13 protein-coding genes and 1 riboswitch are annotated in these 14577 nt (G+C 71.4%); of the genes, 6 read left to right on the forward strand and 7 right to left on the reverse strand.

What is annotated here, in order from left to right; genetic code table 11:
• Positions 1–4 precede the first annotated feature (4 nt).
• From ABZW03_RS07610 to ABZW03_RS07635, 6 genes are all read right to left on the reverse strand, one after another.
• Positions 5–1069, reverse strand: coding sequence for an ABC transporter ATP-binding protein (locus tag ABZW03_RS07610; RefSeq protein WP_355253593.1), 1065 nt, complete (start codon positions 1067–1069; stop codon positions 5–7).
• Positions 1066–2076 carry an ABC transporter permease gene (locus ABZW03_RS07615; protein ID WP_355253595.1) on the reverse strand — a complete coding sequence of 337 codons (1011 nt, stop codon included), beginning with the start codon at positions 2074–2076 and terminating at the stop codon, positions 1066–1068. Before ABZW03_RS07615 ends, ABZW03_RS07610 begins: the two co-directional genes overlap by 4 nt.
• Positions 2077–2174: 98 nt before the next feature.
• On the reverse strand, positions 2175–3938 hold the full coding sequence (locus ABZW03_RS07620) for an ABC transporter substrate-binding protein (protein WP_355253597.1): 1764 nt from the start codon (positions 3936–3938) through the stop codon (positions 2175–2177).
• Positions 3939–4028: 90 nt separating this feature from the next.
• Positions 4029–5018, reverse strand: coding sequence for an ABC transporter permease (locus ABZW03_RS07625; protein ID WP_355253599.1), 990 nt, complete (start codon positions 5016–5018; stop codon positions 4029–4031).
• 444 nt (positions 5019–5462) lie between these two features.
• The gene (locus ABZW03_RS07630) at positions 5463–6386 is read right to left on the reverse strand and encodes an enhanced serine sensitivity protein SseB C-terminal domain-containing protein (RefSeq protein ID WP_355253601.1); all 924 of its coding nucleotides are present in this window, start codon (positions 6384–6386) and stop codon (positions 5463–5465) included.
• A gap of 117 nt (positions 6387–6503) precedes the next feature.
• Positions 6504–7301: an enhanced serine sensitivity protein SseB C-terminal domain-containing protein gene (locus ABZW03_RS07635; protein ID WP_355253603.1), complete on the reverse strand. Its 798-nt coding sequence runs from the start codon at positions 7299–7301 to the stop codon at positions 6504–6506.
• Positions 7302–7511: 210 nt separating this feature from the next.
• Positions 7512–7613, forward strand: a riboswitch (glycine riboswitch).
• Positions 7614–7843: 230 nt separating this feature from the next.
• Here ABZW03_RS07635 and gcvT point away from each other — a divergent pair.
• From gcvT to ABZW03_RS07655, 4 genes are all read left to right on the forward strand, one after another.
• A complete protein-coding gene (gcvT, locus tag ABZW03_RS07640) occupies positions 7844–8965 on the forward strand; it encodes a glycine cleavage system aminomethyltransferase GcvT (RefSeq protein ID WP_355253605.1) in 1122 nt (373 codons plus the stop codon).
• A gap of 133 nt (positions 8966–9098) precedes the next feature.
• On the forward strand, positions 9099–9479 hold the full coding sequence (gcvH, locus tag ABZW03_RS07645; protein ID WP_355253607.1) for a glycine cleavage system protein GcvH: 381 nt from the start codon (positions 9099–9101) through the stop codon (positions 9477–9479).
• 82 nt (positions 9480–9561) lie between these two features.
• Complete coding sequence (gene glyA / locus ABZW03_RS07650; protein ID WP_355253609.1) at positions 9562–10842, forward strand: serine hydroxymethyltransferase; 1281 nt, start codon at positions 9562–9564, stop codon at positions 10840–10842.
• Positions 10843–10990: 148 nt separating this feature from the next.
• On the forward strand, positions 10991–12358 hold the full coding sequence (locus ABZW03_RS07655) for an L-serine ammonia-lyase (RefSeq protein WP_355253611.1): 1368 nt from the start codon (positions 10991–10993) through the stop codon (positions 12356–12358).
• A 144-nt stretch (positions 12359–12502) separates the two neighbouring features.
• On the opposite strand, the gene ABZW03_RS07660 is transcribed toward ABZW03_RS07655, so the two are convergent.
• Positions 12503–13096 carry an NAD(P)H-dependent oxidoreductase gene (locus ABZW03_RS07660; protein WP_355253613.1) on the reverse strand — a complete coding sequence of 198 codons (594 nt, stop codon included), beginning with the start codon at positions 13094–13096 and terminating at the stop codon, positions 12503–12505.
• 137 nt (positions 13097–13233) lie between these two features.
• On the opposite strand from ABZW03_RS07660, the gene ABZW03_RS07665 reads away from it, so the two are divergent.
• The gene (locus ABZW03_RS07665; protein ID WP_355253615.1) at positions 13234–13971 is read left to right on the forward strand and encodes a TetR/AcrR family transcriptional regulator; all 738 of its coding nucleotides are present in this window, start codon (positions 13234–13236) and stop codon (positions 13969–13971) included.
• Positions 13972–14337: 366 nt separating this feature from the next.
• Positions 14338–14577: hypothetical protein (locus ABZW03_RS07670; protein WP_355253617.1), on the forward strand; the 240-nt coding region annotated here is incomplete at its 3' end.

Raw genomic sequence — 14577 nt, forward strand, 5'->3', positions numbered from 1 at the left:
GGGCTCACAGCCGGGGCGCGATCTCTTCGGCGAAGATGCGGTGCCGCTCGCCGGCCGCCAGGTGGCAGGCCGCGAAGTGCCCGGGCGCGGCCTCGGCCAGCACCGGGACCTCGCCCGTGGAGCGCCCGTCGGTCAGGGCGGCGTACGGGCAGCGCGGGTGGAAGGCGCAGCCGGACGGCACGTTGATCAGGCTGGGCGGGGTGCCCTTGACCGGCACCAGCCGGTCCTGGAGCTCCCGGTCCAGTCGCGGCATCGAGCCCAACAGGCCCCAGGTGTACGGGTGTTCGGGCGAGTCGAAGAGCGTCTCGGCCGGGCCGCGCTCGACGCACTTGCCGCCGTACATGACCAGGATGTCGTCGGCCAGCTCGGCGACCACCCCGAGGTCGTGGGTGATGATGATGACGGCGGAGCCGAACTCCTCCTGGAGGTCGCGGATGAGGTCCAGGATCTGCGCCTGGACGGTGACGTCCAGGGCGGTGGTGGGCTCGTCGGCGATCAGCAGCGAGGGGTCGTTGACCAGCGCCATGGCGATCATCGCGCGCTGGCGCATGCCGCCGGAGAACTGGTGCGGGTAGTCGTCCACCCGGCGGTCGGGCTGCGGGATGCCGACCCGGTCGAGCATCTCGACCGCCCGGGCCCGGGCCTGCTTCTTGTTGGCCTCGGGGTGGTGCACCCGGTAGGCCTCGACGATCTGCTGCCCCACCGTGTAGTAGGGGTGCATCGCGGTCAGCGGGTCCTGGAAGATCATCGCCAGTTCGCGGCCGCGCAGCTGGCGCACCCGGTCCGGGCCGGCCGCGACCAGGTCCTCGCCGTTCAGCCGGATCTCGCCGCTGATCCGGGCCCGCTTGGAGCGGTGCAGGCCCATGATGCCCAGCGAGGTGACGGACTTGCCGGAGCCGGACTCGCCGACGATGCCGAGGGTGCGGCCCTTGTGCAGGTCGAAGCTGACCCCGTCCACCGAGCGGACCAGGCCGTCGTCGGTGTCGAAGTGGATCCGCAGGTCGCGCACGGAGAGGAAGGGGTCACCGGTCGGCGCGGCGTCCGCCGGGGCCTTCTGGAGGTCGGTCACGAGAGCCTCACCCGGGGGTCGACGAGGGCGTACAGGAGGTCGACCACGAGGTTGCAGACGACGATGAAGAAGGCGGCGAGCAGGGTGACGCCGAGGATCTTGGGCAGGTCGTTGTCGGAGATCGCCTGCACGGCGAACTGGCCGACGCCCTGGAGCGAGAAGACCTGCTCGGTGATCAGCGCGCCGCCGAGCAGCAGCCCGAGGTCCATGCCGAAGATCGTGACGATCGGGGTGAGCGCGGCGCGCAGCCCGTGCCGGGTGACGACCTTGCGCTCGACCAGGCCCTTGGCCCGGGCGGTGCGGATGTAGTCCTCGCTCATGGTCTCCAGCATCCCGGCGCGGGTGAGCCGGGCGTAGAGCGCGGAGTAGAGGAAGGCCAGCGAGACCCACGGCAGGATCAGGTTGCGGGCCCACATCAGCGGGTTGTCCGTGAAGTCCACGTACTGGAGGTTGTCCAGGATCGGCCACTCGTAGCTGAACAGCGTGAGCAGCAGCGCGCCGGTGAAGAAGACCGGCAGCGAGACGCCGGCCAGCGCGATGCCCATGGAGAGCCGGTCGAAGACCGAGCGCGGCTTCAGGGCGGAGACGACGCCGGTGGCGACGCCGGAGACCAGCCAGAGCACGGCCGCACCGGCGGCCAGCGAGATGGTGACCGGGATCCGCTTGGACAGCTCGGGCCAGACCTCCAGGTGGTTCTTGAAGGAGTAGCCGAAGCAGGGCACGTGGCAGGTGGCCGGCTCCGGCCCGAAGTTGTACTCGGCGCCGGCGACCAGGCCCTTGAGGAACTTCCAGTACTGGGCGTACAGCGGCTGGTCGAGGCCGAGGTTCTGCTTGACCGCCGCGATCGTCTCGGGGGACGGGCTCTTCCCGATGAACTGGGCGGCCAGTTGGTCGGCCGTCTCGCCGGCGAGGCGCGGCAGCAGGAAGAAGATCGCGAACGTGACCGCGCTGACGACCAGCAGCAGAATCACGGCCGCGAAGGTCCTGCGGATGATGTAGGCAAACACAGTTGGGCGGCTCCGGCGGCCCGCCGCCGTCCGGGATCCTCCGGACGGCGGCGGGCGCCGCTGCCTTCACCTGCCTTCAGGGATGCGGAGCCAGGCTCTTACTTGGTGGTGCCGATGTTCAGGTAGTCGTACTCACCCGAGAACGCCGACGTGGAGGCCATGTTGGTGGCGTTGGACGGGCGGTACAGGAAGACCTTGAAGTAGGTCAGCGGGACGTAGACCGCCTGCTCCATGGTCTTCTTGTCGATCTCGGCGTAGATCTTCTCGCGGGCCGCCTTGTCCGGGTTGACGGCGGCGTCGTCGATCAGCTTGTTGACCGCCGGGTCGTTCAGCTGGGCCAGGTTGTTGTTGCCGGTCTCCTTGACCGCGCGGCCGTCGACGATCTGCTGCAGGAAGCCGTAGCCGGTCGGCCAGTCGGCGCCCCACTGCATCATCATCAGGCCGATGTTGTGGTCGGCGGTGAACTTCGGCGAACCGGCGTTGTCCGTCAGGTACTTGGACTGCGGGTACTGCTGGATCTCGGCGTTGATGCCGATCTTCTTCAGCGCGGCCTGGATCGAGGTGGCGGCGGCGATCTCGGTGGCGCGCTCGGTGCGGGCCGAGATGACGGTGTTGAAGCCGCCCTCCTTGCCGCAGGCCTTCAGGTGCTCCTTGGCCTTGCCCTCGTCGCCCTTGTCGTCCTTGGTCTGGAACAGGTTGAAGTCCTGGTGGCCCGGGACGTCCGGCGGGAGCACCGTGTTGGCGATCTGGCCGCGGATCGGGCCGCCCTGGGCGGTCTGGACCGAGACCTTGTCGATCGCGTACTGGACGGCCTTGCGGCACTCGACGTTGTCGAACGGCGCGAGCTTGGAGTTGATCGCCATGTAGACCAGGCGGCCGCCGTAGGCGTTGTCCGTGTTGGCCTTCAGCTTCTGGTCCTGCAGGATCTGCGCCTGGGTCTGCGGGTCGACGCCGGCGCCCACCAGGTCGACCTGGGCGTTGCCGGCCAGCAGGTCCTTGTCGATGGTGGCCTGGTCGATGTTGAACCGGAGCACGATCTTGTCCGCGAGCTGCTTGCGGATCGGGTCGGTGCTCTTGTCCCAGTTGGTGTTCGGCACCAGGACGGCCTGCTTGCCGTCCTCGTAGGACTCGAACTTGTAGGAGCCCGAGGACGCCACGTGCTTGACGTACTCGGCGCCGTTGTCCTTCGCCTGCGGGACCGGCGCGGTCTGCGGGGCGCTGACCAGGTAGTCGAAGTCCGCGAACGGGTGCTGGAGGTGGAAGACGACCGTGGTGTCGTCCGGCGTCTCGATCGAGTTCAGGCCGCCGGCCTTGTCCTTGTACGGACCCTCGTACGGCGTCGGGTTGTCCACCAGCAGGTTGCGGAAGTACGTCGGGCCGTTGGTGAGCACGTCCGTGTAGTTGGAGCGCTCGACGGCGTACTTGACGTCCTTCGAGGTGATCGGGGTGCCGTCGTCGTACTTCAGGCCCGCGCGCAGCTTGTACGTCCAGGTCAGGCCGTCCGCGCTCTGCTGGCCCATCGACTCGGCGAGGTCCGGGACGAGCTTGTTGCCCTCCTCGCCCGGCGCCGGGTTGAAGGTGGTCAGCGCGCGGGAGTACAGCCGCGAGAAGTTGTAGATGTACGCGTAGTACGTGTTGCCCGGGTCGAGCGAGTCCGGGGTGCCCTTCATCTCGAAGGTCACCGTCCCGCCCTTCTTGTCCGAGGCGTTGACGATGCTCTTGGTGGCCGCGTTGGCGCCGCCCCCGGCGGAGCCGGAGGCCGAGGAGGAGCCTCCGCTCTTCGACGAGCTGGTGCAACCGGTCACGACCAGGACCGCGGCGGCGGCCGCCGCGGTCAGGGCGACGGTACGGGACCTACGCATGGGTGAGATCAACCCCTTGGGGATGTGGAGGCGGTGGAGGGTCCTGACGGGGAGTTACATCGTGGCGGAGCGCCATCACGTGACGTCAGGTCAGTTGCTCTTGGGATCGAGCGCGTCGCGCAGGCCGTCGCCGAGCAGGTTGAAGGCGAGCACGGTGATGAAGATCGCCAGACCGGGGACCACCATGTACTGGGGGTCCACCTGGTAGTACCGGATCGCGTCCTGGAGCATCCCGCCCCAGGAGGCCTGCGGGGGCTGGATGCCGACGCCGAGGAAGCTCAGCCCGGCCTCGAAGAGGATGTTGGTCGGGATCAGCAGGGTCGAGTAGACCAGGATCGGACCGACCAGGTTCGGCAGCAGCTCCTTGAACAGGATGAACGGGCCGCGCGCCCCCAGGCTGCGGGCCGCGTGGACGAACTCCCGCTCGCGCAGCGAGAGCGTCTGGCCGCGCACGATCCGGCCCATGTAGGGCCAGTTGAAGAAGCCGATCACGAAGATCAGCACCAGGATGTGCAGCGGCAGGCCGTGCAGGCCGAACGCGCCGCCCTGGAGCGAGGTCGAGATCGCGATGGCGAAGAGCAGCAGCGGGAACGCCAGGAAGACGTCCATCACCCGGCTGATCAGGGTGTCCACCCAGCCGCCGTAGTAGCCGGCCATGATGCCGAGCACGGTGCCGATGGTGTTGGACAGCACGGTCGCGCCGAAGGCGACCAGCAGGGAGACCCAGGAGCCCTCGATGACGCGGGTGAGCAGGTCACGGCCCTGCAGCGGGTCGACGCCGAGCGGGTGCTCCCAACTCATGCCGCCCCAGTCGCCGAACGGCAGACCGCCGAGGTCGGCGTCCAGCAGGTCCTGGTTGAGGGCGTCCGGGTCGAGCCCGAACAGCGCCTCGATCGGCTTGGCCAGGACGGCCAGCAGGATCAGCAGGACCACCACGACACCGCCGACGACGGCGGCCTTGTCGCGCTTGAAGCGGGTCCAGGCGATCTGGCCGAGGGAGCGGCCCTCGATCTTCTTGGCCGGGCTCGCGGCGGCGGGTGCCTCCGGATCGTTCCCGGCGGTGGTCACGGATGCGGTCATGGTCAGTTGGTCCCCTCGCCGACGGTGGCCGGCCCACGGGTGCCGGTCGCCGGCTTCGGCGGTGCGGCTGCGGACGTGCGGAGGTGCTTAGGAGGAGCGGGTGTTGACGGCAGTGCGTCGTGCACAGGCACTGCCACCACGCGGGATGGGCGTCGCGTGGCCTGGCTGTCGGCGTGCGCGCTCACCTTTGTGGGGTTCAAGCACGCGCGGTGCGTTGCGCAGAACTCTCTGCCATCCGAACTGGCTTGCGCCAGCCCTGACAACCGACAGATGCCCAACTGTGATCTGCGTGCATGCACCTCCCCGATCTTCGGCATATACCTCTTCACATGGCTGTAACAGGCATGTCAAGATGACCGGGCCGCACATCAGGAAATTCGTCCGGAAAGCATCGAAGCCGACTTGACGGACAATCAAGTCGGCTTCGGGGAATGGGTTTTGGGTTCAGCGCCCGGGGTAGCCGGGCCACGGCCGCTGCGGCTGCTGCTGCCAGCCCGGCGCGGGCGGCTGGGTGCCGTACGCGTAGCCCGGCATCGACTGCCCGGGGTACGGCGGCGGGGGCACCGGCGGGTAGGGGCCGGTCGGCGGGCGGCCCGACTCCCGGTCGAAGAACGGCCGCGCGTTGGCGCGCATCCACAGCGCCACCGGGTCGTACTCGTCCGACATCGCCACCGTGGACACCGCGAGCCCCTCCGGGGCCACCGCGATCGCGCGCTGCATCAGCGCCCGCACCGCCTCCACGGCCGGCGGCGAACTCTCGTACAGGTCGAGCCCGATGGCCAGGTACGGCTCCCCCACCGCGGGCTGCACCCAGGCCCGGCGCAGCGCCCGTACCGCGCGCACCTCGCCGGCCTGCCGCTCCAGCAGCGCGAAGAACGGCTGGGCGTTCAGCTGCGGCTCGCTCAGCTGCAACGGCCCAGCCGGCAGCCGGTCCAGGCCCGCGGCGACCCGCCGCAGGTCCGCCCAGGGCACCCCGACGCCGCCGCCGGGCGCGTGCGGGTTGAGCCACAGGCCCCAGCGGGTGCGGTACAGCGAGGCCGCGATCTCCCGGCCGGAGATGACCTCGTGGGCCCGTGCCCAGCCGGAGGAGGTCAGCTGCTCGGGCGAGGTGACGGCGGGCGCGTAGCCGTGGCCGCTGATCTCCATGTTCCCGTACTGCGCGTCCGGGCTGCCCGGCGTGCCGTGCCACAGCAGCATCCAGACCCGGCCGTCCGCCAGCGCGTGCAGCAGCCGCTCGTACGCGTCGTAGCGTTCCGGCGCGACGTCGCGCAGGGCGCGCTCCAACGCGCCGGGATCAGCTCCCGGGCGCCCGGCCGGTGCCTGGCCCCAGGGCCCCGGCACACCGCCCGCTCCCGTTCCCGCACTCATGCGCCCACCTCGCCGCGCCTCTTTCCCTCAACCCGCCGGCCCGTCGGCCGTCTGCACGCACCCTATGGCGCGGCACCGGCCACCGCCACGGCGACGTGCCTCTGATACGAACCCCGCTCACGCCCGCGCATAGAACGGCAGTACCCGGGTGAGCAGCCACTCGACCACCGGGTCGTCGGCGAGGTCGAGCAGTACGAGGTGGACGCCGCCGGGCAGCGGCGCGGTTCCCAGCGCTCGGCCGAGTGCGTCGTTCACCGCGGCCGGGTCGGCCGGTGCCGCCGGGTCCAACTGGACGCCCACGAACATCACGGTCGGCTCGCCCTCGATGCTGGCCAGCGCCCTGCGGGCGGTCAACACCCCGGGCAGCGCCGCCAGTTCGCCGCGGCAGGCGGCCAGGAAGTGCTCCGGGTCCTCGCCCGGCACCGGCTCGCGCAGCGCCACCCGCCCGCCGGTCGGCGCCGACGGGTCCGCGTCCCAGCGGTCCTCGCGCGGACCGCGGCGCAGCTCGGCAACCCCCTGCGGCGGGACCGGCAGGCCCACCGCCGCCTCCGGGTTCACCGCGATGCCCACGCCCAGCGGCAGCCCGCGGGCGAACTCCCAGACCGGCGCGATCGCGAAGGCCATCCCCGGCGCCTGCTGGAGGAACACCTCCTGGGAGGAGAACACCGGCACGTACGGGTCGCCGCCCAGCTCGATGGTCGGCAGGTCCAGCGACTGCCCCTGCGGGTCGCCCCCGGCCGGCAGCGGGACCCACACCTGGCTGCGCGCCAGCACCTCGATCACCCGCGGCGTCGCGCCCGGGTCGCCCAGGGCCGCGGTCAGCACCTGCTCCAGCTCGTTGGCCGGCCAGGAGCCGCCCGCCGGCGCCTCCTCCGGTCCGCCCCACCCCTGCTGCTGCTCCACCGGGTACCCCATGCGCCGCCGATTCCGCCCTCTGCCGTTCGGCCGCCCTCTGCTGCGCCGACGCGCAGCAGTCTAGAGGCGTGCGGGGCGTGTGGTCAGGACTCGTGTTCGGGTACCGCGCACTGTGACCGGGTCCCCCCTCCCCTCGCCGTCCGGGACGTGCCATGATGTGCCCGTCCGACGGCATGCGCCGCGGGCCCCCACAACTCCATACCGGCCGCTCGAACCCGCGCGGGAGAGCCCGGAGTGCCGTTCAGGCACAGCCGGCGCCGAAGGAGCAAGTCCTCCCCGGAATCTCTCAGGCACCCCTACCGCACGGGTTAGGCACATCTGGAAAGCGGCGCCCGGCCCTGTCGTGCGCCCACCCACGGTGCAAGCCGCCATGCTGTCCCCCAAGCTGGAAACAGCCCGGGCAGGTGGGCGGTGAAGCTCTCAGGTTCGACGACAGATGGGGAGACCCACGCCGCCGCATGCCCGCGCGCAGGGTCGGCCCCCCGAGCGGGACCGGTCCGGTGCGTGCACCCCTGAGTGCCCCGACCGAGGAGTTCCTGGCCATGTCGTCCCTCCGCCTGACCGCGCTCGACGCGCTGCACCGCGCCCTCGGCGCGACCATGACCGACTTCGCCGGCTGGGACATGCCGCTGCGCTACGGCAGCGAGCGCGAGGAGCACCTCGCCGTCCGCACCAAGGCCGGTCTGTTCGACCTCTCGCACATGGGCGAGATCACCGTGACCGGCCCGCAGGCCGGCGAGATGCTGGACCACGCGCTGGTCGGCTTCGTCTCCGCGCTGGGCGTGCTGCGCGCCCGCTACACCATGATCTGCGCCGAGGACGGCGGCATCCTGGACGACCTGATCGTCTACCGCCTGCGCGAGGACGCCTTCCTGGTCGTCGCCAACGCCTCCAACGCCCAGCTGGTCCTCGACGAGCTGATCGCCCGCGCCAAGGGCTTCGACGCCGTCGTCACCGACGACCGCGACACCTACGCGCTGATCGCCGTCCAGGGCCCGGAGGCCACCGGCATCCTGGCGAAGACCACCGAGGCCGACCTGCCCGGCCTGAAGTACTACGCGATCCTCCCGGCCCAGGTGGCCGGCCGCGAGGTGCTGCTCGCCCGCACCGGCTACACCGGCGAGGACGGCTTCGAGATCTTCTGCCACCCGGTCGACGCCGAGCCCGTCTGGCAGGCGCTGACCGCCGCCGGCGAGGGCCACGGCCTGGTCCCGTGCGGCCTGTCCTGCCGCGACACGCTGCGCCTGGAGGCCGGCATGCCGCTGTACGGCCACGAGCTGTCCACCGACCTCACCCCGTTCGACGCCGGCCTGGGCCGGGTCGTCCGCTTCGACAAGACCACCAACGAGGGCGCCTTCATCGGCCGCAAGGCGCTGGAGCAGGCCGCCGCCGCGGCCGAGACCAACCCGCCCAAGGTGCTGGTCGGCCTGGTCTCCGAGGGCAAGCGGGTGCCGCGCGCCGAGTACACCGTGGTCTCCGCCGACGGCGAGCCGATCGGCCGGATCACCTCGGGCGCGCCGTCCCCGACCCTGGGCAAGCCGATCGCGATGGCCTACGTGGACGCCGCCCACGCCGCCCCCGGCACCGCCGTCGCGGTGGACGTGCGCGGCAAGCACGAGCCCGTCGAGGTCGTCGCGCTGCCGTTCTACAAGCGCGCCCGCTGAGCTGCCCCGCTGAGTCACGGGCGCGCCCGCCGAGTGCCACCGCGCGCCCCCCGTTCCCCATCACCGCACGTCGCAGCCGTCCGAGCGGCGGCCCGCTTCGTCGTACCCGCATCCCATCCTGGAGAATGACGCCATGAGCAACCCCCAGCACCTGCAGTACACCAAGGAGCACGAGTGGCTGACGCCCGCCGAGGACGGTGTCTCCACGGTCGGCATCACCAAGCACGCGGCCGACGCGCTCGGTGACATCGTCTACGTGCAGCTGCCCGAGGTCGGTGACACGGTGACCGCCGGCGAGACCTGCGGCGAGCTGGAGTCCACCAAGTCCGTCAGCGACCTGTACTCCCCGGTGACCGGCGAGGTCACCGAGGTCAACCAGGACGTCCTGGACGACAACGCCCTGGTCAACAGCGCCCCGTTCGAGGGCGGCTGGCTGTTCAAGGTGCGCGTCGAGGCCACCGACGCGCTGCTCAGCGCGGACGAGTACGACGCGCTCACCCACGCCCAGGGCTGAGCCCCCTGACGGGACGGGCCGCCGCGCAGCGGTCCGTCCCGGCCCTGGCGCCCCCCTCCCCTCCTCCCGGGAAGACCACACCATGACGGTTCTGAACCAGTCCCTGCACGCCCTCGACCCGGAGATCGCCGCCGCGGTCGACGCCGAGCTGCACCGCCAGCAGACCACCCTGGAGATGATCGCCTCCGAGAACTTCGCCCCGGTGGCGGTCATGGAGGCCCAGGGCTCGGTGCTCACCAACAAGTACGCGGAGGGCTACCCCGGCCGCCGCTACTACGGCGGCTGCGAGCACGTCGACGTGGTCGAGCAGATCGCGATCGACCGCATCAAGGCGCTGTTCGGCGCCGAGCACGCCAACGTCCAGCCGCACTCCGGCGCGCAGGCCAACGCCGCCGCGATGTTCGCGCTGATCCAGCCGGGCGACACCATCCTGGGCCTGAGCCTGGCCCACGGCGGTCACCTGACCCACGGCATGAAGATCAACTTCTCCGGCAAGCTCTACAACGTGGCCGCGTACCACGTGGACGAGAAGACCGGCCAGGTCGACATGGCCGAGGTCGAGCGCCTCGCCAAGGAGCACCAGCCGAAGCTGATCATCGCCGGCTGGTCCGCCTACCCGCGCCAGCTCGACTTCGCCGCCTTCCGCCGGATCGCCGACGAGGTCGGCGCGCTGCTCATGGTGGACATGGCGCACTTCGCCGGCCTGGTGGCCGCCGGGCTGCACCCGAACCCGGTGCCCTACGCGGACGTGGTCACCACCACCACCCACAAGACCCTGGGCGGCCCGCGCGGCGGCGTCATCCTGTCCAAGGCCGAGTTCGCCAAGAAGATCAACTCCGCGGTCTTCCCCGGCCAGCAGGGCGGCCCGCTGGAGCACGTGATCGCCGGCAAGGCGGTCGCCTTCAAGGTCGCGGCCTCGGAGGAGTTCAAGGAGCGCCAGCAGCGCACCCTGGAGGGTGCCCGCATCCTCGCCGAGCGCCTGCTCCAGGCGGACGTGGCCGAGGCCGGCGCGTCCGTGCTCTCCGGCGGCACCGACGTCCACCTGGTCCTGGTCGACCTGCGCAACAGCCAGCTCGACGGCCAGCAGGCCGAGGACCGGCTGCACGAGGTCGGCATCACCGTCAACCGCAACGCCATCCCGAACGACCCGCGCCCGCCGATGGTCACCTCGGGCCTGCGCATCGGCACCCCGGCCCTGGCCACCCGCGGCTTCCAGGCCGAGGACTTCCGCGAGGTCGCCGACATCATCGCCGAGGCGCTCAAGCCGGCCTTCGACGAGACCGTCGCCGCCGCGCTGAAGGCCCGGGTCACCGCCCTGGCCGACAAGTACCCGCTCTACCCCAACCTGGCCAACCAGGAGTAGTACGCGCGGCCGGGGTGACCCGTCTCACTCCGCCGACGTACCTGGGACCCCGGGGCACCGCGCACACTGGACAGTGCGTGCGGTGCCCCGTCCCGTGTCAGCTCCCCAGCCTGCAAGTCCTTCCACGAGACCAGACAAGGACGTCCCCGTGGCCATCAGCGTCTTCGACCTCTTCTCCATCGGCATCGGCCCGTCGAGCTCCCACACCGTGGGCCCGATGCGCGCCGCCCGGATGTTCGCCCGCCGACTGCGCTCCGAAGGCCTGCTGGACCGCGTGACCGGCGTGCGCGCCGAGCTGTACGGCTCGCTCGGCGCCACCGGCCACGGCCACGGCACCCCGAAGGCCGTCCTGCTGGGCCTGGAGAACGCCTCGCCCCGCACCGTCGACGTCGACCAGGCCGACAAGGACGTCGAGCGGATCCTCGCCGAGAAGCGGATCAACCTGCTCGGCGAGCACCCGATCGACTTCGACCCCGACACCCAGCTGGTGCTGCACCGCCGCCGTTCGCTGCCGTACCACGCCAACGGCATGACCCTGTGGGCGTACGCGGCGGACGGCTCGACCCTGCTGGAGAAGACGTACTACTCGGTCGGCGGCGGCTTCGTCGTGGACGAGGACGCGATCGGCGCGGACCGGGTCAAGCCCGACGACACCGTGCTGAAGTACCCCTTCCGCACCGGCGACGAGCTGCTGCGGCTCAGCCGGGAGACCGGGCTGTCGATCTCCGGCCTGATGCTGGAGAACGAGAAGGCCTGGCGCAGCGAGGAGGAGATCCGGACCGGCCTGCTGGAGATCTGGTCCGTGATGCAGGAGTGCGTGCGGGCCGGCATGACCCGCGAGGGCATCCTGCCGGGCGGCCTCAAGGTCCGCCGCCGCGCGGCCGCCGCGGCCCGGGCGCTGCGCGCCGAGGGGATCGGCCCGGCCAACGCGATGGAGTGGGTGACCCTCTACGCGATGGCGGTCAACGAGGAGAACGCCTCCGGCCGCCGGGTGGTCACCGCGCCGACCAACGGCGCGGCGGGGATCATCCCGGCCGTCCTGCACTACTACCTGAACTTCATCCCGGGGGCGGACGAGGACGGCATCGTCCGCTTCCTGCTCGCGGCCGGCGCCATCGGCATGCTGTTCAAGGAGAACGCCTCCATCTCCGGCGCCGAGGTCGGCTGCCAGGGCGAGGTCGGCTCCGCCTGCTCGATGGCCGCGGGCGGCCTCGCCGAGGTCCTCGGCGGCACCCCCGAGCAGGTCGAGAACGCCGCCGAGATCGGCATCGAGCACAACCTCGGCCTCACCTGCGACCCGGTCGGCGGCCTGGTCCAGATCCCCTGCATCGAGCGCAACGGCATGGCGTCGGTCAAGGCCGTCACCGCGGCCCGGATGGCGCTGCGCGGCGACGGGCGGCACCACGTCTCGCTGGACAAGGCGATCAAGACGATGAAGGAGACCGGCGCCGACATGAAGATCAAGTACAAGGAGACCTCGCGCGGCGGCCTCGCCGTGAACGTCATCGAGTGCTGATCGCGGCGCTGACCTCGCGCCGATCGCGGCGCTGACCTCGCGCTGATCCCGCGCTGGTGCTCGGCGCGCCGAAGGCCCCGGGGCGGACCCCCGTACCGCCCTGGGGCCTTCGTGCTCCCGTTCTCTCCCTCCCCGCTCCCTGGCTCAGGCCGTGAACGGGCGGGCCCGGCGGGCGTCCCGCAGTGCCTGCGCCCACCAGGTGAGCTGGTCGAGCATCGTCTTGGCGGCGGCGTCGGCGGCCGGGTCGAGCGCCTTGCCGTCGGCGTCGAAGCACTGCGCGGCGCCGTGGAAGCTGACCGTGTTGCGGATCGTCGCGGCGTTCAGCTCCGCCATCACCACCCGGAGCTGCTCGACGGCCCGGAGGCCGCCGGACAGGCCGCCGTACGAGACGAAGGCGACCGGCTTGCCGTGCCACTGCCGGTTGTGCCAGTCGATGGCGTTCTTCAGCGGGGCCGGGAAGCTGTGGTTGTACTCGGGCGTGACGATCACGAAGGCGTCGGCCGCCTCCAGCCGGGGCGACACGGCGGCCAGCAACTCGGCGTCACCCGGCGGGAGTTCGCCGCCGAAGGACGGGAAGGTGGTCGGCAGCGGGGTCTCCACCAGGTCGATCCGGTCGGCGGTCAGGTCGCCGCGGGCGTCGAGGTGGCCGAGCAGCCAGTCGGTGACCACCGGGCCGAAGCGGCCCTCGCGGGTGCTGCCGACGAGGACGGCGACCTTCAGGTTCTGCTCCGTGGACATGGGATCCCCCTCCTGAATCTCGTGTACGGCGTATCCGCCGGATACAACGTACACATCGACGTGTACGCCGTCCACTACTGATACGCCGTACACAACAGCTGGTACGCTGCGGGCACCCCGTCGGAAGGAGCCCGTCCATGCCCGCCCAGCAGGCCCCCGCCGGGGACGCCAAGCCCCCCGTCTCGCTCTGGGAGCGCCTGGCCCGCCCGACCCCCGCACCGCGCACCACCCTGACCCCGCAGCGGATCGCCGAGGCCGCCGTCGCCATCGCCGATGCCGAGGGCCTGGACGCCGTCACCATGCGCCGACTGGCCGGCGAACTGGGCGTCGCCCCGATGGCCGCCTACCGGTACGTCTCCGGCAAGGACGAGCTCATCGAGCTGATGGTCGACTCCGTCTACGGCCGGCTCCCGCTGGACACCCCCGCCGAGGGGTGGCGGGCCACCATGCGCACCCTGGCCGTCCAGCTGCGGGCCCTGCACCTGGCCCACCCGTGGACCGTCCGGGCGGCCACCCCGTTCTCCCTCAGCCCTCACCAACTGGCCGTCCCCGAGCGCGCGTTCGCCGCCCTGGCCGGCCAGGGCCTGGACGCCGACACCACCATGGCGGTGTACCGCACCGTCACCGGCTACGTCCACGGCTCGGTCACCGCCGAGATCACCCTGGAGACCCTCCGCCGCGAGCGCGGCTGGTCCGACGGCGACCAGACCCGGGCCGCCCTCGCCCCCCGGATGACCTGGCTGATGAACACCGGCCGCTACCCGAACTACCAGCGCTACCTCCACGAGGCCACCCGCAAGGACGACCCGGACTGGCAGTTCGAAACCGGCCTCGACGCCGTCCTCGACGGCATCGCCACCCGCTTCACCCTCTGACCCACCCAGCCGGCCGACTTCCCCCGGGGGGCCGCACAGGAAGTCGGCCGGCCCGACTTCCTGCGCAGACCCCCGCGCCCCTACCGCCCCAACCCCGCGCCCCACCGCCACACACCCGCCCACACAGGCACACCCCACCGCACGAGAAGTCGACCGAACCGACTTCCTGCGCAAGCCCCCGCCACCACACACCCAGCCACGCAGGCGTACCGCACCGCGCGAAAAGTCGACCAGGCCGACTTCCTGTGCAGGCCCCCGCCCCAACCACACGCCCCGCCACCACACACCCCGCCGCGCGGACACACCCCACCGCACGAGAAGTCGACCGAACCGACTTCCTGCGCAGGCCCCCCTCACATCCCCGCCGTGCGGCAGCAGTTCGCCGGGTGCGTGCAGGACCGGGCACGGATGGAGGGCCCTCCCGATGGCCAAGCGCGGAACCCCCATCGCCACTTCCCCGGGACAGCCCGCCGAGGTCACCGGCAACGATCGCCCCAGGGCGCGAGAAGTCGGCCGGGCCGACTGCACAACCTGCTGGCGCTGGAGCCCGGCTACGTCCGCCGCTCGGCCCGGCTCCTGGGCGCGCTGGACTCGCTGAGCGGCACC

It is taken from the genome of Kitasatospora sp. NPDC004799 (assembly GCF_040609095.1).
Lineage (GTDB): Bacteria > Actinomycetota > Actinomycetes > Streptomycetales > Streptomycetaceae > Kitasatospora.

Excerpts from the sequence above, each read along its gene's own strand:
- ABZW03_RS07620 (WP_355253597.1), bottom strand. The coding sequence starts at position 3,938 with ATGCGTAGGTCCCGTACCGTCGCCCTGACCGCGGCGGCCGCCGCCGCG.
- ABZW03_RS07625 (WP_355253599.1), bottom strand. The coding sequence starts at position 5,018 with ATGACCGCATCCGTGACCACCGCCGGGAACGATCCGGAGGCACCCGCC.
- ABZW03_RS07630 (WP_355253601.1), bottom strand. The coding sequence starts at position 6,386 with ATGAGTGCGGGAACGGGAGCGGGCGGTGTGCCGGGGCCCTGGGGCCAG.
- ABZW03_RS07635 (WP_355253603.1), bottom strand. The coding sequence starts at position 7,301 with ATGGGGTACCCGGTGGAGCAGCAGCAGGGGTGGGGCGGACCGGAGGAG.
- gcvT (WP_355253605.1), top strand. The coding sequence starts at position 7,844 with ATGTCGTCCCTCCGCCTGACCGCGCTCGACGCGCTGCACCGCGCCCTC.
- gcvH (WP_355253607.1), top strand. The coding sequence starts at position 9,099 with ATGAGCAACCCCCAGCACCTGCAGTACACCAAGGAGCACGAGTGGCTG.
- glyA (WP_355253609.1), top strand. The coding sequence starts at position 9,562 with ATGACGGTTCTGAACCAGTCCCTGCACGCCCTCGACCCGGAGATCGCC.
- ABZW03_RS07660 (WP_355253613.1), bottom strand. The coding sequence starts at position 13,096 with ATGTCCACGGAGCAGAACCTGAAGGTCGCCGTCCTCGTCGGCAGCACC.
- ABZW03_RS07665 (WP_355253615.1), top strand. The coding sequence starts at position 13,234 with ATGCCCGCCCAGCAGGCCCCCGCCGGGGACGCCAAGCCCCCCGTCTCG.